The sequence below is a fragment of the Parabacteroides sp. 20_3 genome (assembly GCF_964238835.1).
GTDB classification, from domain to species: domain Bacteria; phylum Bacteroidota; class Bacteroidia; order Bacteroidales; family Tannerellaceae; genus Parabacteroides; species Parabacteroides distasonis.
This window is the reverse complement of the sequence record NZ_CAXSNO010000013.1, coordinates 25409-46858: the sequence shown is the minus strand read 5'-3', so window position 1 is coordinate 46858 and position 21450 is coordinate 25409. Positions and strand designations below refer to the sequence as shown.

17 protein-coding genes are annotated in these 21450 nt (G+C 44.2%); 13 read left to right on the top strand and 4 right to left on the bottom strand.

The window, feature by feature from the left end; translation table 11 throughout:
- Positions 1-3 precede the first annotated feature (3 nt).
- The 3 genes from ACESPU_RS20690 to ACESPU_RS20680 all read left to right on the top strand — a co-directional run bounded on the left by ACESPU_RS20690 (position 4) and on the right by ACESPU_RS20680 (position 2832).
- Entirely contained in the window at positions 4-1395 is a 1392-nt protein-coding gene (locus ACESPU_RS20690; RefSeq protein WP_005865140.1) for a TolC family protein, read from the top strand.
- A 23-nt stretch (positions 1396-1418) separates the two neighbouring features.
- Positions 1419-2186 carry an acyl-ACP--UDP-N-acetylglucosamine O-acyltransferase gene (gene lpxA / locus ACESPU_RS20685; protein WP_022193086.1) on the top strand — a complete coding sequence of 256 codons (768 nt, stop codon included), beginning with the start codon at positions 1419-1421 and terminating at the stop codon, positions 2184-2186.
- A 184-nt stretch (positions 2187-2370) separates the two neighbouring features.
- Positions 2371-2832 carry a hypothetical protein gene (locus ACESPU_RS20680; RefSeq protein WP_022193087.1) on the top strand — a complete coding sequence of 154 codons (462 nt, stop codon included), beginning with the start codon at positions 2371-2373 and terminating at the stop codon, positions 2830-2832.
- 270 nt (positions 2833-3102) lie between these two features.
- Here the strand turns inward: ACESPU_RS20680 and mdh are convergent, their stop codons facing one another.
- On the bottom strand, positions 3103-4044 hold the full coding sequence (gene mdh / locus ACESPU_RS20675) for a malate dehydrogenase (RefSeq protein WP_158532504.1): 942 nt from the start codon (positions 4042-4044) through the stop codon (positions 3103-3105).
- Positions 4045-4316: 272 nt separating this feature from the next.
- On the opposite strand from mdh, the gene ACESPU_RS20670 reads away from it, so the two are divergent.
- Positions 4317-7094, top strand: coding sequence for a SusC/RagA family TonB-linked outer membrane protein (locus tag ACESPU_RS20670; protein ID WP_373133635.1), 2778 nt, complete (start codon positions 4317-4319; stop codon positions 7092-7094).
- A 12-nt stretch (positions 7095-7106) separates the two neighbouring features.
- Positions 7107-8732, top strand: a complete 1626-nt coding sequence (locus ACESPU_RS20665; protein ID WP_373133634.1) for a RagB/SusD family nutrient uptake outer membrane protein — start codon at positions 7107-7109, stop codon at positions 8730-8732.
- A gap of 51 nt (positions 8733-8783) precedes the next feature.
- Here the strand turns inward: ACESPU_RS20665 and ACESPU_RS20660 are convergent, their stop codons facing one another.
- Genes ACESPU_RS20660 through ACESPU_RS20650 form a run of 3 tightly spaced genes read right to left on the bottom strand, consistent with a single transcriptional unit; the run spans position 8784 to position 11095 of the window.
- On the bottom strand, positions 8784-9968 hold the full coding sequence (locus tag ACESPU_RS20660; protein ID WP_130882296.1) for a class I SAM-dependent rRNA methyltransferase: 1185 nt from the start codon (positions 9966-9968) through the stop codon (positions 8784-8786).
- Entirely contained in the window at positions 9969-10550 is a 582-nt protein-coding gene (locus ACESPU_RS20655) for a 3'-5' exonuclease (RefSeq protein WP_005855416.1), read from the bottom strand.
- Positions 10547-11095, bottom strand: a complete 549-nt coding sequence (locus tag ACESPU_RS20650; RefSeq protein WP_005865156.1) for a DUF5063 domain-containing protein — start codon at positions 11093-11095, stop codon at positions 10547-10549. Before ACESPU_RS20650 ends, ACESPU_RS20655 begins: the two co-directional genes overlap by 4 nt.
- 211 nt (positions 11096-11306) lie before the next feature.
- Between ACESPU_RS20650 and ACESPU_RS20645 the strand changes: the two genes are divergently transcribed.
- The 8 genes from ACESPU_RS20645 (at position 11307) to ACESPU_RS20610 (ending at position 21440) form a co-directional block, all read left to right on the top strand.
- Positions 11307-12692: an aldo/keto reductase gene (locus tag ACESPU_RS20645; RefSeq protein WP_005865158.1), complete on the top strand. Its 1386-nt coding sequence runs from the start codon at positions 11307-11309 to the stop codon at positions 12690-12692.
- A 21-nt stretch (positions 12693-12713) separates the two neighbouring features.
- Positions 12714-14234 carry a 4Fe-4S binding protein gene (locus tag ACESPU_RS20640; RefSeq protein ID WP_146375558.1) on the top strand — a complete coding sequence of 507 codons (1521 nt, stop codon included), beginning with the start codon at positions 12714-12716 and terminating at the stop codon, positions 14232-14234.
- A gap of 156 nt (positions 14235-14390) precedes the next feature.
- A complete protein-coding gene (locus ACESPU_RS20635; protein ID WP_008771632.1) occupies positions 14391-16910 on the top strand; it encodes a DNA translocase FtsK in 2520 nt (839 codons plus the stop codon).
- A 2-nt stretch (positions 16911-16912) separates the two neighbouring features.
- A complete protein-coding gene (locus tag ACESPU_RS20630) occupies positions 16913-17587 on the top strand; it encodes a LolA-like putative outer membrane lipoprotein chaperone (protein WP_005865168.1) in 675 nt (224 codons plus the stop codon).
- Positions 17588-17624: 37 nt separating this feature from the next.
- Positions 17625-18578 carry a thioredoxin-disulfide reductase gene (gene trxB, locus ACESPU_RS20625; RefSeq protein ID WP_005865171.1) on the top strand — a complete coding sequence of 318 codons (954 nt, stop codon included), beginning with the start codon at positions 17625-17627 and terminating at the stop codon, positions 18576-18578.
- A 111-nt stretch (positions 18579-18689) separates the two neighbouring features.
- The gene (locus ACESPU_RS20620) at positions 18690-19466 is read left to right on the top strand and encodes a glycerophosphodiester phosphodiesterase family protein (RefSeq protein ID WP_122380754.1); all 777 of its coding nucleotides are present in this window, start codon (positions 18690-18692) and stop codon (positions 19464-19466) included.
- Positions 19467-19478: 12 nt separating this feature from the next.
- On the top strand, positions 19479-20966 hold the full coding sequence (locus ACESPU_RS20615; RefSeq protein ID WP_087346683.1) for a glycoside hydrolase family 10 protein: 1488 nt from the start codon (positions 19479-19481) through the stop codon (positions 20964-20966).
- A gap of 45 nt (positions 20967-21011) precedes the next feature.
- Positions 21012-21440 carry a hypothetical protein gene (locus ACESPU_RS20610; RefSeq protein WP_008771636.1) on the top strand — a complete coding sequence of 143 codons (429 nt, stop codon included), beginning with the start codon at positions 21012-21014 and terminating at the stop codon, positions 21438-21440.
- Positions 21441-21450 lie beyond the last annotated feature (10 nt).

Here is a 21450-nt window from a genome sequence, read left to right as displayed (position 1 = left end):
GAGATGACAATGAAGAAACAAATTATATATATGGTATGTGCGACTGCTTTGTTAAGCAGTTGCCATATCTATAAGGCATACGAGCGTCCGGATTCCATCGATGCGACGGGAATTTATCGTGATCCGGTTTCCGAGACTGATACATTAGCCTCCGCGGATACGACCAATATGGGAAACCTTCCTTGGAAGGAAGTTTTTCGTGATCCGAAGTTACAGGCGTTAATTGAGGAGGGATTAGCTAATAATGTAGATATGCAGGCAGCCGTTCTTCGGGTAGAGGAAGCGAAAGTATTGTTGACTTCCGCCCGTCTGTCTTTCTTGCCTTCTATTAATTTCGCTCCCCAAGGGACGATTACATCGATTGGAAATAGCGAATACGTAAAGGCTTACTCAACGCCTTTGGCCGCTAGCTGGGAGGTTGACCTATTCGGAAAGCTCTTGAACGCGAGCCGTGGCCAAAAAGCCTCCTACTTACAGAGCCAGTATTCAAGACAGGCCGTGCGCTCTCAATTGATCGGTGGTATAGCGAATACTTATTATACCTTGTTGATGCTTGATCGGCAGGTGGAAATTACCGCTAAGACGGTTGATATCTATAAAGAGAATGTTCGTGTCATGGAGGCTATGAAGATAGCGGGTATGGCTACCGAGGCTGCCGTGACGCAAATGCGTGCCGCTTACCATCAGGTTTCCGGCTCGTTGATCGAGTTGGAGAGCCAGGTGCGTAGCGTGGAAAACTCATTGTCCGTGTTATTGGCTAAGGCCCCTCAACAGATTGATCGGGGTACTTTGGAGGAACAAGTAATGCCGGAGGATATCATGGTGGGTGTGCCTTTGCAATTGTTAGAGAATCGTCCGGACGTGAAGATCGCAGAGATGACACTTGCTAGTGCCTATTATACGACGAACAAAGCCCGTGCCGCTTTTTATCCGGGATTGAATATCACGGCGACAGCGGGCTGGACGAATGGTTCAGGCATCTCTGTCGCCAATCCGGGCCAATTTATGTTTCAAGCTTTGGCTTCGTTGGCCCAACCGATCTTCAACAATGGTAAGTTGGTCGCTAACTTGAAGGTATCGAAGGCAGAAGAGAAGATCGCTCAAATGAATTATCAGCAGACAATTCTGGAAGCAGGTAAGGAGGTGAGTGATGCTTTACATCAGTATGATGCCACGAGCAAGAAGCTTGTCCAAGATAGAGCGCAGATCGAGCAGCTAGAGAAAGCGGTGGCTTATACCAGCGCCTTGTTCCAGTCGGCTCAATCTACTTATTTGGAAATCCTTTCCGCACAGCAGAGCCTCTTGAGCGCTCAGTTGACGGAAGTATCCGACAATGTGCAACGTATGCAAGCGGTTGTCAGTTTATACAGTGCCATCGGTGGTGGTAGAGAATAATAACCTTTAAATGTAGTAAAGTTATGATTAGTCCATTAGCATATGTAGATTCAAGCGCAAAGATCGGGAAGAACGTTACGATTCATCCTTTTGCGTACATTGATAAGAACGTGGAGATCGGGGATGATTGCGAGATCATGCCTCATGCCAGCTTGATGAGCGGTACACGCATGGGAAATCGCAACCGTGTATTTAACGGAGCTGTTATCGCTGCTGAGCCTCAGGATTTCTTTTATAAGGGAGGTGATACGATCGCCGTAATCGGAGATGACAACGTGATTCGTGAGAATGTGGTGATTAACCGTTCCTCGACAGCGGAAGGACGTACTAGTATCGGTAATGGTAATTTCTTGCATGAGGGGGTACATGTTTCTCATGATACGCGGATCGGAAATCGTAGTGTATTCGGCTATGGTAGTAAGATTTCCGGAAATTGCATCTTGGAAGATTACGTGATCTTCGGAGGCAATGTGTTGATGAGCCAAGGATCCCGGGTTGGGGCTTGGGCGATGATTCAAACCGGCTGTCGTTTCCGTAAGGATATCCCTCCTTTTATCGTAGCGGCAAAGGAGCCTACCACGTATTATGGCGTGAACTCTTTCATCATGTCTCATGAGGGATTCAGTGAAAAGGTTATCAAGCACATCAGTCATGCGTACCGGATCATCTTCCAAGGAAACAGCAGCCTTACGGATGCCTTGTTAATGATCAAGGATCAGGTTCCGATGAGTAAGGAGATCCAACATATTATAGATTTCGTTGGTGAGTCTAAATTAGGTATTGTCAAATAAATACCAATAACAAACGATAGGTAAAAGCCGAAGGAAATCATTTCCTCCGGCTTTTTTTATATAATGGAAGGACGGTTTGGTTAATAATGTTTGTTAAATAATGGTAAACGTGCAGCATTTGTCTCTTTTTAAGTGTCTTACTAATAAGACAACACGCAATGAAATCCAATAAAGGAGGTTTAATATGAAAAAGTCATTTTTATTATATCTTATCATGTCTGTATTTCTCATCGGTTATTGCGCTTGCGATAATGATGAGGAAAATTTTGATACGGCTACTACCGGACAAGTGATCAAAGTCCCGGATGATATCAAATCTTTTAATTCAGTTACAAAAGAAATCGTTTTCGAGAAGAATATTTCTATCAAGCAAGACGTGCTAGGCAATGAGAAGGTTGAATTCCGGATAGCTGGAAACGGTCACTTCACGGTAGGCAGTATCTCTTCGATAAGTTCCGTTATCTATAATGCCCCAGTCTTATTAGGGGATTATCAGAGATATTATTTATATGATGGATATCCTGTTGTAGATGTTCTACAAAATGAGGTAAGTAACCAAGAGGAAAGGGACGAAAACATGCAAAAGATAGAGAAAGCTTGGAGCAACTTCCTGAAAGTATTGAATGAGGCTGGAAAGTTGAAGTAGTGATTACCGGTTTGGGATGAAACGAATAAACTTAGTGAAGCTCGTATTGAACTAGTGAAGGCTTTTCATATTCAAACAAAAACTGTACTTTTGTCATAAATGCTTTACCGTGATCTTTTGAAATAAATCAATGGAGATACGTATGTATCTTCAAAGATTGAAAAATACGAATATTATCTTCGTTCCGTCGTAACTGTCCGTATCCACATAAAAAGAAAGAGGCCAACCCCGAAGGATCAGCCTCTTTTATCGCTTTAATAGAAATTCAAATTAAAGTGCACCCACTTCTTTCAAAGCCTCGTTAGTCTTATGAACAGCGGCAGCGCTCTTAGCGAACAACTCTTTCTCTTCAGCTGTCAATTCCAACTCAACGATCTTCTCGATACCGTTCTTGCCAAGGATAACAGGAACACCGATGCAAAGATCAGATTCACCGTACTCACCTTCCAAGTAAACAGAGCAAGGAACCATCTTACCTTGGTTGTGAATGATAGACTCAACAACAAATGCTCCAGCAGCACCCGGTGCATACCAAGCAGAAGTACCTAACAATTTAGTTAATGTAGCGCCACCAACCATTGTGGAAGCAACAACCTCTTGCAATTTCTCTGCGCTTAACAATTTGCTAACAGGGATACCTTTGTAAGTAGCCAAGCGAGCCAACGGAATCATTGTAGTGTCACCGTGACCACCGATTACCATACCCTCAACCTCGTTAGCGTTACAGCCTAGAGCCTGAGATAAGAAATATTTGAAACGAGAGCTATCCAAAGCACCACCCATACCGATGATACGGTTCTTCGGCAAGCCTAAAGACTTCAATGACAAATAAGTCATTGTATCCATCGGGTTAGAGATAACTACCAAGATTGCGTTCGGAGAGTATTTCAAGATGTTTTGAGCTACGCTCTTAACGATACCAGCGTTAACACCGATCAGTTCTTCGCGAGTCATACCCGGTTTACGAGGAATACCAGAAGTGATAACTACAACGTCAGAGTTAGCTGTCTTCTCATAATCGTTTGTGCAACCTACAACCTTAGTATCGAAACCTAGCAATTGAGCGGTCTGCATCATATCCATCGCTTTACCTTCGGATACGCCTTCCTTTACGTCTAGCATTACAACTTCGTCTGCCACTTCATTGAAGGCAAGAGCATTTGCGCAAGTAGCGCCTACATTTCCGGCACCAACAACTGTTACTTTTGACATAATAAATAAGTTTTAGTATGTTATTACTTAATAATACGCTATGTTTTTTAACGATGGCAAAGGTACAATCTATTACGGAATAAAGAAATATTTCCGTATATATTTTTGAGGGACATTATTAAATATCGCTAAAGCCTTGTCGAGGCTTCTTGACAACTTGGTACGCTTTTATTTTTAAGATCTTGAGGAAATGTTGTATCTTGGGTGCGAACAAAACTAAACCGAGGGAAGTTTTATTTATATGGGTTATTAATCTTAAATCCAACGTACTTATGAAAGTTTTTATATATATCCGAAAAGTCCTGTTTTTGTTTCTGTGCGGGGCCTTGTCTTTCTCTTACGGCTACGGTCAGGAGCTGCCGCTTCTGCCGGATACGATCAAGCCTCTCTTGTCGGACTCCAATTTGATAGATGAGTTGATCACTGTCGGATATGCTACGGGCAATCGTAGTACTTTATCCGGTTCCGTAAACCGGGTGAATGAAGGGGGGATGAATGAGGGATTGATCTCTACACCCTTGGACGCTCTTCGGGGAAGGGTGTCCGGCGTTAGTATCCCGGTTGGAGGAAATAGCGCCGCTGCCTTGGCTGCCGTCCGGGTCCGGGGTACAACTTCCTTGACGGGAGGTAATGATCCGTTGGTGATTATTGATGGGGTTTTTGCCGATCTTAATTTGCTTAGCTCGATCTATCCGGCGGATATCGAGAACTTCACGATTTTGAAAGATGCCTCGGAGACTGCTCAATATGGTTCTCGTGGCGCTTCCGGTGTTATCGAGGTAACGACAAAGAAAGGGCGGCAGGGAGCTTTTAGTATCAGTTATGATGGGAGTTTCGGTGTGGAGGCGGCTTATAAAAGTTTGGATATGTTATCGGCGAATGGTTTCCGGAAACTGGCGGAGGAACGTAATATCGGTATTTTAGATTTAGGGAATAATACGGACTTTCAGGATGAGGTCACCCGGTTGGGGTTGGTGCAGAATCATCATATCGCTTTTGGGGGTGGTTCGGAGACTTCCAGTTATCGTGCCTCCTTGGGATTTGTGGAAAGGGAAGGGGTTATCCGAAATACGAATTCACGTAATTTTACGACCAAGTTGAATATTACACAGCATGCGTTCAATGATCTTTTGGTCTTTGATTTAGGCATATTTGGTTCCTTGCTGAAAAATGCTTATTTAAATGACGTACAGAAGATGTTCTATTCCGCCGCTACTTTCAACCCGACATTCCCGAATCATAAGAATATGGAGACGGGTAGGTGGGATCAAATAACTAACGCTAGCCAGATCACGAATCCTTTGGCTTGGTTGGAGGTGAAGGATGATGATTCGAATGCTCATATAAATACGCACTTAAAACTGTTTTTTAACTTGAGTAAGCATTTAATGTTTACGGCTTTCGGTTCGTATACCTATAATGTAATAGATAACGCCCAATACCTCCCTACTTCGGTTTGGGCGCATGGGCAGGCTTATCGGGGGGAGCGGAAAACAGAATCTTTATTGGGAGATTTCATGTTGGCCTATAAAAAAGACTTTGGTTTGCATCAGCTAAATGTATTGGGATTGGCGGAAGCTCAGAAAATGATAACGAGAGGTTTTTATACGACTGCGACGAATTTCAGTACCGATCGTTTTGGTTATGATAATTTACAGGCAGGTGCGGTACGTTTATGGGAGGGGACCGGTTCTTACTATGAGGCTCCTCATCTGGCTTCTTTCCTTGGACGTGTGAATTATATTTATGATGGAAAGTATATCGCTACCGTGAATGCCCGTGCGGATGCCTCCTCGAAAGTGGGGGCAAATAATAAATGGGGATTTTTCCCTTCGGCTTCTGTCGCTTGGGTGTTGACCGAAGAGGAGTTTATGGAAGGTATCTCGTGGGTAAGGAATTTAAAGATTCGTTCGGGATATGGCCTTTCCGGTAATCAAGACGCGATCGATTCTTACAATTCTTTGCGATTGATGAAGCCTAATGGGGTTGTTTCCGTAAATGGTGCGCCCACCGTTACCTTGGGTACGATCCGTAATGCGAATCCGGACTTGAAATGGGAGGTAAAACGTACGTTCAATGCCGGTATCGATGCCGGGTTTTTCGACAATCGTTTTATTCTCGCCGTAGATTATTATAATTCCAAGACGGATGATATGTTGTATTTATACGATGTAAGCGTTCCGCCTTTCGCTTATAATAAAATGTTGGCTAATCTGGGGTCGATGCGAAATAGTGGCGTGGAATTGGGTATTGGCGTCACGCCCTTGCGTACGAAAGATATGGAATTGAATATAAACGTAAACGTAACTTTCCAACGGAATAAATTGCTCTCCTTGAGCGGTTACTATAAAGGGGAATATATGTCCGCCCCGGAATATACTAGCATCTCGGATTTAAATGGGGCTGGTTTCCATGGAGGGTATAATCATATCGTTTATCAAATGGTCGGACAGCCTTTGGGTGTTTTTTATTTACCGAAATGTACAGGTTTGGTTTCCGATGGGAACGGTGGCTATAAGTATGAGATTGAGGACTTGAATGGAAACGGGGTGAGTTTGGAGGATGGTGAGGATCGTTATATTGCGGGACAAGCCATGCCGAAAACACTTTTAGGCTCTAATATCAGTTTCCGGTATAAACAATTCGATCTATCAGTACAGATTAACGGAGCCTTTGGGCATAAGATTTATAATGGAACATCGCTAACTTATATGAATATGGATATATTCCCGGATTATAACGTGTTGCGAGAAGCCCCATCCCGGAATATCCAAGATCAGACGGCTACGGATTATTGGTTGGAGAAAGGGGATTATATCAATTTTGATTATTTGACGTTGGGTTGGAACGTGCCTCTGGGTAATTTAAGGAAATATGTAAGAAATGTACGACTTTCGGTTTCCGTAAATAATTTGGCGACAATTACAGGTTATTCGGGATTGACTCCGATGATAAATAGCTCTATCGTAAATAATACGTTAGGTATAGACGATAAGCGATCTTATCCGGTGGTTCGTTCCTATACGATGGGGTTGAGTTTTAATTTTTAAAAAGGTGTTCGTATGAGAAAGCTTTCTATTTTATCCTATATATTTGCGGGTTTGATGTTATCGTCGTGCGATGGCTATCTGAAAGAGGACCCTCGTGATCAGCTTTATCCGGAGGATGCGTACGATACCCCGCAGAATGTCTATCTGAATACGGTTGCTTCCTTATATAATTATATCGGAGGTTATAGCGATAGCCAAGGATTGCAGGGAACGTACCGGGGTGTCTACGACTTGAATACCTTTACGACTGATGAGGCCATGCTCCCGACTCGTGGCGGCGACTGGTATGACGGTGGTTTCTGGCAAGGTCTCTTCTTGCATAAGTGGGGAACGAATAGTGACGCTATCCAAGCTACTTGGGAATATCTGTATAAAGTAATCGTATTAAGCAATCAATCTTTAGAGATATTAGGCGAGTTGCGGCAAAAAACGGATTATAACGATTTAGATCGGTATGAGGCGGAGGTTCGTGCCTTTCGTGCGATGTATTATTATTATTTAGTCGATATGTTTGGCCGTGTCCCTCTTATCGTTTCTTCTTCCATTCCGGTGAAAGACGTGCGGCAGAGTGACCGGAAAGAGGTCTTTGATTTTGTTGTAAAAGAATTACAAGAATCCCTTTTGTTATTGAGTACGGCGCATAGTAATTCGCCCGGCGATTATTATGGAAGGATTACGAGACCGGTTGTTTATTTCTTATTGGCGAAGTTGGCCTTAAACGCAGAAGTGTTTACGGATAACGACTGGACGGATGGTCTGCGTCCGAATGGACGGGAAATCTATTTTAGGGTAGGCGAGAGGAAGTTGAACGCTTGGCAAACGGTTGTGGCGTACTGTGATTCAATAACGGACTTAAACTATAGCTTATCTCAGAACTATGCGGATAATTTTTCTGTATTTAATGAATCGTCCGGAGAGAATATTTTCACGATTCCGATGGATAAGAACTTATATACGAACCAAATGCAATATCTTTTCCGCTCCCGTCACTATAATCATGCCAAAGCATATGGATTGGGGGGAGAGAACGGCTCTTGCGCTACGATAGAGGCCCTTCGGGTATTTGCGTATGGGACGGACTCGGTCGATACCCGGTTTTATGAGAATTATTACGCCGATACGATGTTTGACCTCAATGGTGATACGATTCGGTTAGATAATGGGACTCCTTTGGTGTATTTACCTCTAGAAGTTAGGTTGGATTTGTCTAGGTTGCCTGCCGAGAAAACGGCGGGTGCCCGCATGAAGAAATACGAGATCGATAAGATGGGAACGAAAGATGGAAAGCTATCGGATAATGATATCGTATTATTCCGTTATGCGGATGTCTTATTAATGAGATCGGAAGCGAAAGTGCGTAATGGAGAGAATGGGGATGAAGAGTTGAATACCGTTCGTTTCCGTGTGGGAATGTTACCTCGTAAGGCGACATTAGAAAATATTTTGGCTGAGCGTCAACTGGAATTGGCTTGGGAAGGCTGGAGGAGGCAGGATTTGGTACGTTTTGGAAAGTTTACCCGCCCTTATACGGATCGCCCTCAATTGCCCCATGAATCGAATGGCTATACCACCGTTTTTCCCATTCCCGATAAAGTCCGTTCCTTGAATCCGAACTTGACACAAAATCCGGGGTATTAACTTGGACTTTGGGTGAAAACAAAGAATTAGTTTTCACCCAAAGAGCATCTCTTATTCTACATACAATACCAAACCTTTCAGATATTCCCCTTCCGGATGGTAGATATTCACCGGATGGTCTGCGGGTTGGGTTAATTGATGCAAGATACGAACGCTACGGCCGGATTGGGCGGCGGCGCTAAATACAGCTAAACGGAAGTTTTCCTTGCTGACAACCTGTGAGCAGGAGAAGGTAAACAAGATTCCTCCCGGCTTGATCTTCTCGAAAGCGATCGCGTTTAATTTGCGATACCCTTGTAAGGCGTTACGTAGTACATTCTTATGTTTAGCGAACGCAGGAGGGTCCAATATGATTAAATCATAATTACTTCCCATTTTTTCCAAATACTTAAACGCGTCTTCCGCATATGCCTCATGACGGGGATCTCCCGGGAAATTCAACTCGACATTTTTTTTCGTCAAAGAAATCGCTTTCGCCGAACTATCTACGGAATGAACCACCTTAGCGCCTCCTCTCATCGCATAGAAAGAGAAACCGCCCGTATAACAGAACATATTCAATACGGAGCGATCTTTTGCGTAATACTCCAACAAAGAGCGATTCTCCCGTTGATCCACGAAGAAACCTGTCTTTTGGCCTTTCTGCCAGTCTACACAGAATTTCAGTCCGTTTTCTATAGCGATATCTTCCACTTCGCCTCCGAATAAGTAACCATCTTCGCTACCTAAATTCGCTTTATAAGGTAAAGTCGCTTCCGATTTATAGTAGATGTTTTGTAAAGTATCGCCCAATACCGCTTTCAAAGCCTCCGCGATCTGATGACGGGCATAATGCATTCCTACCGAATGTGCTTGCATAACCGCCGTATGCGCATACATATCGATCACCAATCCCGGTAAGTTATCGCCTTCGCCGTGAATCAGGCGGAACGTATTATTATTTTCTACCCCAGCCAGCCGCAAGGTCTTTCTGAGTTCGTAAGCGATACGGATACGTTCAACCCAAAAAGCATCGTCGATGGCGATTGGGGTGAAAGATAACACACGTACGGCGATACTGCCGATTTGGTAATGGCCGATCGCCAAAAAACGCTGGTTCGCTCCGTATACCTCTACCAAGTCACCCTCTTCCGGATCGCCTTCAACAGATTGGATCGCTCCGGAAAATACCCATGGATGGAAACGCAATAGCGATTCTTCTTTCTTAGGCTTGAGAAAAACTTTACAATACTCCATTTATGCTTGATTCAATAAATTATATATTCTTAGGCAGGCCCAAGCATCGAGGGCCGCATATTTCTTTTGTGAGTCTGTCAATACATCCGCCTCCCAATTCGTGAGGCGTTGTCCTTTTGATATCTTTTTTTGGAAAAGTATCGCATATATCTTTTGCAGGCTGGCATCCTCGATGCCGAACTGGCCTACGTAATTCTGTAAATCAAGGAAATTAGCGGGTTCTATATCCGAACGCTTCCGTATCGCCCCGAAATCATCCCGTAAAGATAACCCGATCTTTAAGGTCGAACTGCTTTTTAGGAATTTCTCCAGAGATTCCGGTATACCGATATGATTCAAGCGGAACAAGAAACAAGTATCATCCGTTGATATCTGCATCAATGAGATTTTGTAACGCTGTCCCTTCTTAAAGCTGGGACGGGTCTCCGTGTCAAAACCGACGATCGGAAAACGCAGCAAGTACTCTACGGCCTTGTCTGCCTCCTCTTTACTAAGGATCGTAATGATACGTCCCTTGAATTCCTCTACGGTAAGTTTCGCTATTTCCTCTTTAGCAATTGTATGTATAAATTGTTGTATCATTCTTCCTCTTCATTCTTTTCCAAATCCTCATCACCACTGTAACGCACAGCGTGCAACGCTTTCAAGGCATTCAATAATTGCTGTCCCCAGTATTCTTGGAAGTTCGTGCGGCACAAAGCGATAGCCTCTTGCATAACTTCCTCGTTTCCTTGACGGAATAAAGATACGAAATTTCCTGTATCTTGATAGACATCAGCCAAGTTCTCGGAAATAAATGCTGCGATAGGAGTATCGCTATACCGCATATCCGCATGAAATGTTTCCAGATAGGAATCTCGTTCGCCAAGCAAACCGGCTATCCGTGAACGAACCGACTCGTACATGTCTTCTGAAACGGAAAGCTCGAGTTCGGTTTCCTCTTCAGATTCCACTTCGGGCAACAGGCTGGCCTTTAAGTATAATAGAGGCAGGAGTTTTGTCGCCTTATCTACGAAGTCGAAAAGCCCGGTATTTCCGGCGGTCTCAACAAAGGTACAATATTCCAGTGCTACCGTAACAAATTCTAGCGTGTTGCGCTCGTATATCGGATTTTCTTCTTTTTCCATGTGCCTGTTCGTCTAATCATTCTTGATAACAATTCGCAAAAATACAACAAAAATCCGTTTTTTTCGTGATAAAGTCCCGAATATTCTTTTTAGTCGGGGATTGCTCTCCTATATATTTCCTGTTTTATTATTTTTGTGCAATTAATAGAAGGAATGTTAATGATAGACTAATGTTGGATATACTAATTAGGATAAAAAAACCGATCGAGTTATGAGTTCATGTGGAAAGAATGAGAACCCTCAAGAGATGAATCGCCGTAAATTCTTGAAGGTATTTGGGGGTGGGGCTGTCGCCTCTTCGGCGGCGCTTTACGGTTGCGCTCCCAAGAATGAGCCGGGGGCGGCTGTGGCGTTAGGTGAGGTTCCTACCGATAAAATGACCTATCGCCAACATCCTACGAATGGCGATAAGGTTTCTATTTTAGGATATGGTTGTATGCGTTGGCCCTTGAAACAAGGATCGGACGGTAAAGACCAGATTGATCAAGAAGCCGTGAATCGTTTAGTGGATTATGCGATAGAGCATGGGGTGAATTACTTTGATACTTCTCCTGTTTATGTACAAGGTATGTCCGAGAAAGCGACCGGTATCGCATTGGCACGCCATCCTAGGAACTCCTATTATTTGGCCACTAAACTGTCAAACTTCCAGAACTATACGAGAGAAAACTCGTTGGCAATGTATCGGCAGTCGTTCCGTGATTTGCAAACCGATTATCTGGATTATTATTTGCTTCACTCTATCGGTGGGGGGAATGGTATCGAGCTTTTCAATGACCGCTATATAAATAATGGAATGCTTGATTTCTTGGTGAAAGAACGGGAAGCGGGACGTATCCGTAACCTAGGTTGGTCTTTTCATGGGGATGTAAAAGTGTTTGATTATGTGTTGGATATGGGCGTGAAATGGGATTTCGTTCAGATCCAGCTGAATTATCTGGACTGGAAACATGCCTCGGGACGTAACGTAAACGCTGATTATCTGTATGGCGAATTAGAGAAGCGAGGTATTCCGGCGGTTATCATGGAACCGCTATTAGGAGGTCGCTTATCGAATGTTCCGGATCATATCGTTGCTCGTTTGAAACAGCAACGGCCTGAGAATAGCGTGGCTTCATGGGCTTTTCGTTTCGCCGGCTCTCCGGATGGGGTCTTGACGGTGTTAAGCGGCATGACGTATATGGAGCATTTGCAAGATAATATCCGTACCTATTCCCCGCTTATCCCGGTAACGGACGAGGAGAAAGACTTTTTGGAAGAGACGGCTCAGCTTATGATGAAATATCCGACAATACCTTGCAATGATTGCAAATATTGTATGCCTTGTCCATATGCATTGGATATTCCGGGTATTCTCTTACATTATAATAAATGTGTGAACGAAGGAAATGTTCCGAAAAGCGCACAAGACGAAAATTACGCGAAAGCTCGTCGTGCCTTCTTAGTCGGTTATGACCGGAGTGTCCCAAAGTTGCGTCAAGCGAACCATTGTACAGGGTGTGAGCAATGTAATCCTCATTGTCCGCAGGGTATTGATATCCCCAAAGAGATGCAGCGTATCGATAAATTCGTGGAAGAGTTGAAAGTGAATGGTTAACCTTTAAACAAATGGAAAATTATGTTACGAAAAATAAGAATATTCGCCGCCACCTTTTGCTTTGTGCTGATAACCCTGTTATTTCTTGATTTCACGGGTACGATTCACGCTTGGTTCGGATGGTTGGCAAAGATACAGTTTTGGCCTGCGTTGTTGGCTTTGAATGTCGGTGTTGTGGTAGGGTTGGTAATCTTGACTCTTTTATTGGGGCGTGTATATTGCTCCGTTATCTGCCCTTTAGGGGTATTGCAAGATATCATTTCGTGGTTTGCTAGTAAACGGAAGAAATACCGCTTTTCCTATTCTCCCGCATTGAAGTGGGTACGTTATGGTACCTTGGTTGTTTTTATAGTGGCTTGTATTGCTGGTGTCGGTTCCTTGGTAGCGTTGATTTCGCCTTATAGCGCTTATGGGCGTATCGCTTCTAATTTATTTGCGCCAATCTATCAAGAGGGCAACAATCTATTGGCCTATTTCGCGGAACGTATGGATAGTTACGCATTCTATTCGGTGGACGTATGGGTGCGTAGTCTGGCTACGATGGGAATCGCTATTCTGAGCTTTGTCATATTGGCGATTTTAGCTTGGAGAAATGGACGTACGTATTGTAATACGATCTGTCCGGTGGGTACGGTTCTCGGTTTTTTGTCGAAGTATGCTTTACTTAAACCTCGCATTGATACCGATAAATGTAATGGTTGCGGATTATGCGCACGTAAATGCAAGGCTTCCTGTATCGATTCTAAGAATCATGCGGTCGATTATAGCCGTTGCGTGACTTGTATGGATTGTTTGGATAATTGCCGTCAAGGTGCGATTTCGTATACGAGGGCACGCAAGGCTGATAAAGTTACTTCGGTAAAAGAATCCTTAACGAAGGACACTACGGATGTTTCCCGCCGTCGAGCCTTGTCGGCTACGGCATTGGTAGCCATGTCTTCCGTTTTACATGCCCAGCAGAAAAAACTGGAGGATTATGTGGAGATGAAGAAAGACGGAGGCTTTGCGCCGATTAAAGAACGTAAAGAGCCGAATCGTTTGGCGCCATTGGTTCCTCCCGGAGCTTTGAGTATCGGGAATCTGGCGCAACATTGCACGGGGTGTCAGCTTTGTGTATCTGTCTGCGAGAATCATGTCCTGCGCCCGTCTACGGATCTGATGAAACTGATGCAGCCGAAGATGGCATTCGATAGAGGGTATTGCCGTCCGGAATGTGTGAAATGTTCGGAGGTCTGCCCGACGGGAGCGATCAAACCTATTACGAGAGAAGACAAATCTGCTATACAGATCGGTCATGCCGTATGGGTAAAAGATCTTTGTATTGTCAATACGGACGGTATGAGTTGTGGTAATTGTGAACGCCATTGCCCGACAAAATCGATCCAGATGGTGGCGAAAGACCCGGCAGATCCGAAGTCGTTAAAGATCCCGGTGATCAATACGGAAACTTGTATTGGTTGTGGTGCTTGCGAGCATCTTTGTCCGTCTCGTCCTTATAGCGCGATCTATGTGGAAGGGCATGAGATGCACAGATCTATTTAATGCCGTTTAAATCTATCCCTAAAAACATGTACGTGTTTCAGCGAAAACATGTACATGTTTTTTAGAAAACACGTACGTCTTTTTTTCAAAGGTTCGTCAGACTCGATTTTTCTATGTACATTTGCGTGTTATAAAAGAATTATTGAGAAACTATTTATGGCAAAGAAGACAACAACAACGAAGCAAAATCATACAGAACCGAGCTGGTTCGCTGCCTTGAAGACTTTTTTTACAAATGAACGGACCCGTTTCATTACAGGTTTGATTATCTCTATACTAACCATTTATGTAGGGCTTGCCTTGATTTCGTTTTTCTTTACAGGAGCTGCCGATCAAAGCAAAATAGAGAATGTTCCTTTAGGTGATTTATTGATCAATCGAGGATCGGTAGAGAATTGGACGGGTGTACGCGGGGCGTATTTGTCTGATCTGTTGATGAATCGTTGGTTCGGTATCTCTTCTTTTATGATCCTCTTTTTCTTGGGATCGGTTGGGGCGAAACTCATGAACTTAAATAAAGTATCCTTGTTGAGGCGTTTTTTGTTTAGCGCTTCGGCGTTGATCTGGGGATCTGTGTTTTTTGCTTTTATATTTATCAAGGGATATGAGGATACGTTTATTTATCTAGGCGGTCAACACGGATATTACATCTCGGAGATGTTTATTACCAATATCGGAATCCCCGGTACGATCTTGCTTTTATTAGGCTCATTCTTAATCATCGCTATTTTTACCAGTAAGAAGACAATCCCGTTCTTACAGCGCGTATTTTCTTTAGGTTGGGTGAAAGATCGTTTGAAACGTGAAGGCGAGGTAGATGTCGATCAGACGGAAAAGGAGGATAATGTAATTCCTCGCTCTAAGCCTGTCGTAGAGCAACCGGATGAACAACCGGAAATGGATGAGTATGAGGAGTTCGATACGGAGGCTGAATTGTTGAAAGCCGAAGGGAAAGAAAACCGTAAAACAGTACCGGAATATAAGAACGAAGAGGTCGCTGTTGCTGATGATTTAGTAGTTACGATCGCTCAAGGTGACGACGATCCGATAAACGAAAAAACAGATGAGATAAATACCCCGGAGTCAGAGGATGAGGAGGATGCCGGATTTACGGTGGAAGTTGCCGCCGGTAATGATGAGACCTACGATGCCTCGGCCTTGGGTACGTATGATCCCCGTTTGGATCTTTCCCGTTATGTATTCCCTACCTTGGACTTGCTGAAAGCGTATGATAGTGGGAGCATGGAGATCAATCGGGACGAATTGGCGGAAAACCAACGCTTGATCAAGCAAGCCTTGGAAGATTTCAATATAAAGATCGCTTCGATCAAAGCGACAGTCGGACCTACGGTTACGCTTTATGAGATTGTACCCGAGGCGGGTGTCCGTATTTCTAAGATCAAGAACTTGGAGGATGATATCGCCTTGAGTTTATCCGCTTTGCAGATCCGTATTATCGCCCCGATGCCCGGAAAGGGAACGATCGGTATCGAGGTGCCGAATAAGAATCCTCAGACGGTATCGATGCAATCTGTTATCGCTTCACGCCGATTCATTGAGGGTAAGTATGAGTTGCCTGTGGCGATGGGTAAGACGATTACGAACGAGGTGTTCATGTTCGATCTTTGTAAGACACCGCATCTATTGGTAGCCGGTGCTACGGGACAAGGTAAGTCTGTCGGTCTAAATGCGATCATCACTTCCTTATTATATAAGAAGCATCCATCGGAGTTGAAATTCGTGATGGTAGACCCGAAAATGGTTGAGTTTAGTATCTATTCCAAGATAGAACGTCATTATCTGGCGAAACTTCCGAATGCGGAGAAGCCGATCGTTACGGAGCCAGCTGACGCTGTCGCTACATTGAACTCGTTGGTGATCGAGATGGAAGACCGGTACCGTTTACTGGTGAACGCGAATGTTCGTAATATAAAGGAATACAACGCTAAGTTTATCGAACGGCGGTTGAACCCGCAGAAGGGACATCGCTTCTTACCCTATATCGTGGCGGTAGTGGATGAGTTTGCCGACTTGATCGCAGTGGCCGGACGTGAGATCGAGTTGCCTATCTCTCGTATTGCGGCGAAGGCCCGTGCGGTAGGTATCCATATGATCTTGGCTACGCAACGCCCGGATACAAAGGTGATTACCGGTACGATCAAGAGTAACTTTCCGAGCCGTATTGCCTTTAAGGTTGCTTCTATGATCGATTCACGTACGATTCTGGATGCTCCGGGCGCTAACCGTTTGATCGGACGGGGCGATATGTTGATTGTCGTGGCGGGACAAGAGCCGGTTCGTGTGCAGTGCGCTTTCGTAGATACGCCCGAGGTGGAGGATATCGTGGATTATATCGGTGAGCAGACTGGTTTCCAAACCGCTTATTTGCTTCCGGACTATGTGCCGGAAGGTGGGGAGGCATCAACTTCGGGAGCAGTCGATTTATCAGATCGAGATCCCTTATTTGACGAGGCGGCTCGTTTGATCGTGATTCAGCAACAAGGTTCTACTTCTTTGATCCAGCGTAAATTCGCTATCGGTTATAATCGTGCCGGACGTTTGATGGATCAATTGGAGGCTGCCGGTATTGTTGGCCCGTTTGAGGGAAGTAAGGCCCGTCAAGTATTGGTGCAAGATGAGTATTCGTTGGAGCAAGTATTAAATGCTTTGAAATAAATATGAGAAGAGAACATAAAATAAGAGTGTGGCGGTGTATCGCGTTTGTCGGATTATTCTTGTGTTTCCTGTTGGGACTAGGAGTGGGGGCGCATGCCCAGAATGCGAATGATATCTTGGGGAAGGCGGCCGCTGCTTATGAGAATTCGAACGGGATAAGCGCTTCTTTTACGATGTTTACCCGTTCTGCCGGTCAGAATGCGGGAGAGAGTTTTGAGGGAACCATCCAGATGAAAGGTGATAAGTTTACATTAGTCACGCCGGATGCGCTTACTTGGTTTAATGGTACGACGCAATGGACGTATGTGGAACGGAACGATGAGGTGAACGTGACGAATCCTACGGGAGAAGAGTTGCAATTTACAAATCCCGCTCTTTTATTAAATAGTTATAAGAAGGGATTCACGGCGGCTTATAAAGGCGAGAGTACGGCACCGAACGGAAAAGCCGCTTACGATGTGGAATTGACACCGAAGAAAAAAGGGGATATCGTGAAAGTGGAGTTGCAAATCGAGAAATATTCAAATTTCCCGGCTCGTATCACGGTTACTTCTAAAAACGGCGTTAGCAGTACGATCCAGATCAGCCAATTGAAAACAGGTATAAACCAACCGGATCGTTTTTTTGTTTTTAACGAAGGGGATTATCCGGACGTAGAGGTGATAGACCTTCGATAATAGAGAATTGAAAATTGATAATTAATACTTAGATACTATGAGCGATTCAGTGAATGAGAAAGTACGTTGCCTTATTATAGGCTCGGGTCCAGCAGGTTATACGGCAGCGATATATGCTTCCCGTGCAAATTTATCTCCGGTGCTTTATGAAGGAATACAGCCGGGGGGACAATTAACGACAACTACGGAGGTGGAGAATTTCCCGGGATATCCGGACGGTATAACCGGTCCTGAGTTAATGGAAGATTTAAAAAAACAAGCCGTCCGTTTTGGTGCGGATATCCGTTTCGGTATCGCTACAGCCGCTGATTTGGGCGAGGCTCCTTATAAAATTACGATTGATGGTGAGAAAGTGATCGAGACGGAGACTTTGATTATCGCTACGGGTGCTTCCGCGAAGTATCTGGGTCTTCCGGATGAGCATAAATATGCGGGTATGGGTGTATCCGCTTGCGCTACTTGCGATGGTTTCTTCTATCGTAAAAAGACGGTAGCGGTAGTAGGTGGTGGGGATACGGCCTGTGAGGAAGCGATTTACTTGGCAGGTTTGGCGAAGCAGGTTTACTTGATCGTGCGTAAACCCTATTTGCGTGCTTCAAAAGTAATGCAAGAACGTGTCTTCAAGACTCCGAATATCACGGTGCTTTTCGAACATAACACCCTGGGTTTATTTGGAGAGAATGGCGTGGAAGGTGCTCATTTGGTAAAACGTATGGGAGAGCCGGATGAGGAGAAAGTGGATATCGCTATCGATGGTTTCTTCTTGGCGATTGGCCATAAACCTAATTCGGATATCTTCAAGCCATGGATAGATACGGACGAGATCGGTTATATCGAGACAGTTCCGGGAACTCCCCGAACGAAAGTTCCGGGTGTGTTTGCTGCTGGAGATGTCGCTGATCCCCATTATCGTCAAGCTATTACCGCTGCGGGAAGTGGTTGTAAGGCTGCTATCGAGGCTGAACGTTATTTATCAGAGATCGGAAAATAGTTGGCAGTTGACAATTGATAGTTGACAGTTGCGACAAGCGGTATTTAACTGTCAACTTTCACTTGTCAACTATCAACTGTCACTTGTCATTTGTCAACTAATTTAATTTCCATGAATTTAAAATCTACTCTTCTTTTGCTACTTTGCCTGATGATGGCAGGAATGGTAGCGGCAAAGGATAACACGAAAGTGATCGCCCATCGGGGGTATTGGAAAACGGAGGGCTCTGCTCAGAACTCTATCCGTTCTTTGGAACGTGCCAGCGAGATTGGTGCCTATGGCTCGGAATTCGACGTACATCTTACGGCGGACAATGTGCTGGTAATATTCCATGATAATGATATCCAAGGAAAACATATTCAATCCTGTACTTATGATGAATTGAAAGATTTGCAATTGAGCAACGGCGAAAAGCTCCCTACTTTAGAGCAATATTTGAAACGTGCGAAGAAATTGAAGAATGTCCGGTTAATTTTAGAACTGAAAGCTCATGAGACCCCGGAACGCAACCGTGAGGCTGTTAAAGCTGTTGTAGATATGGTGAAGCGTATGAAATTAGCGAAACGTACGGATTACATATCTTTTAATATGGATGCTTGTAAAGAATTTATCCGTCTATGTCCGAAATCTGAGGTTTCTTATCTGAATGGAGAATTATCCCCGATGGAATTGAAAGAGCTTGGTTTTACAGGATTAGACTACCATTATAAAGTCTTGCAATCTCATCCGGATTGGGTGAAGGATTGTAAAGTCCTAGGCATGACTTCGAATGTCTGGACCGTAGATGACCCTAAATTAATGGAAGAGATGATCGATATGGGAGTCGATTTTATTACGACTGATTTACCGGAAGAGACTCAAAAAATACTACATTCGCGGGCTCAATAAGGCATTATAAAGATGAGAAAGTTTTGTCTGTTGCTTATCCTGTCGCTGGCTTTACCCGTTTTTTGTCTGTTACAAGCGGTAGAGCCTCCCAAAAAGGAAATTCGTGCGGTTTGGTTGACTACGGTTTATGGTCTGGATTGGCCTCATAAACCGGCTACTACCGAGGCGGGACGAAAAGCCCAGCAACAGGCATTGCTTGATATCTTGGACCGGCTTCAAGAAGCGAATTTTAATATGGTCTTCATTCAGGCTCGCTTGAGGGGAGACGTGATGTATCGTTCGGCTATCGAACCAGTCAGTAAGACATTCTCCGGTAAGTATGGAGAATTACCGGGATATGATCCGCTCGCTTTTGTCGTGGATGAATGCCATAAGCGTGGAATGGAATGTCATGCGTGGTTCGTAACTTTCCCGCTAGGAACGGAAAAAAGCGTGAAGGAGCAAGGAAAGCTTTCCGTGGTTAAAAAGAAACCAAAACTCTGCAAACGGCATAATGGGGAGTGGTATTTGGACCCCGGCGTACCGGAGACCGCTGATTATATCTTATCCTTAGTCAAGGAGATCGTGAATGGCTACGATATAGATGGCATCCATTTTGATTATATCCGCTATCCCGAAGAGGCGAAAACATTCCCGGATAAAGCGTTGTATAATAGATCCGGTAAGAAAAAGTCTCTGGCAGACTGGCGTAGGGAGAATATCAACCGGATGGTTTACCGTATTTACGATTGGGTAAAGCAAACGAAACCTTGGGTGCAGGTGAGCAGTTCGCCACTCGGGAAATATAATCGTATTGAACGGGTACCTAACGCGGGTTGGACCGCTTACGAAAGTGTCTTCCAAGACCCGAAGATGTGGATGCAACAAGGTAAACAAGATATGATTGTTCCGATGATGTATTACCTGCATAAGAATTTCTTTCCTTTCGTGGATAATTGGGTGGATAATTGTAACGGGCGTTTGGTCGTACCCGGCTTGGGAGCTTATCGGATGGACAAGAGTGAGGCGGACTGGGCCGTGAATGATATAACGGACCAGATCGATTATAGCCGTTATTACGGAGGAGCCGGCTGTGCGTTCTTTCGTTGTGGAAATGTCCTGTATAATGACAAGGGACTTTATAAAGAGTTGAGAGACAATTACTATAAATATCCGGCCCAATTGCCTCCATTGACTTGGCTGAATGATTCGGTACCTGCCGCACCGGAGGGGATCAAAGTGGAACGTTTGGACGATGAGTTGCACTTAACTTGGGAGAAACCTGTGTCGGAAAAGCAGGACTTAACTTATACCGTTTATTATTCATTGACAGATTCGATCGATACGGCTTCGGCAAAATCCATATTAGCTACAAATATTTATGGCAACGAGCTTTTTCTTCCTATCGATGTAGAGTCTGAACGTGGGTATACATTTTCTGTAACGGCTTCCACCCGTTACCGGATAGAGAGTGAACCTTCTCCGGATACCTATTATTACCTGTCTAAATTTATCAAGTAAAGGGGGTATTTTGATTTCGAGTTTTTTTGCTTATTTTTGCGGCATATGAGACGATTTGCCACATCCTTGTTTCTTGTAATTCTTGCTTCCTTAATCTTTTATGGGGGAGCGGGGGTTAATTTCGTATCTTATTGTTGTGGCGTTTGCGAGAAAGAGGGAGTGGAGGCTTTATTGGAAGCTAAGTGCTGTGAGATTCATGGACATGATCATAGTCGTGATAATCTTGCGAATAATACGGTGGAGTGTTGTGGCATGAACGGCTGTGGCATTGAACGGGTTGATTTTGATTGGAATTCTGTAAATATACAAGTGCCGGATCTGCAACCAGTCGTACATGATTTGCTCTTTTCCTCTATTTTCGAGAGTTTACAAATCGCTTCCTTATTTGCTGATTCCTATGAGATTAGGGTGACAGGTCCTCCCGTAGCCTGTCCTCGTGTGTACCTTTCTTTATTGACTACGCTTTTGATTTGATTGTATTCGT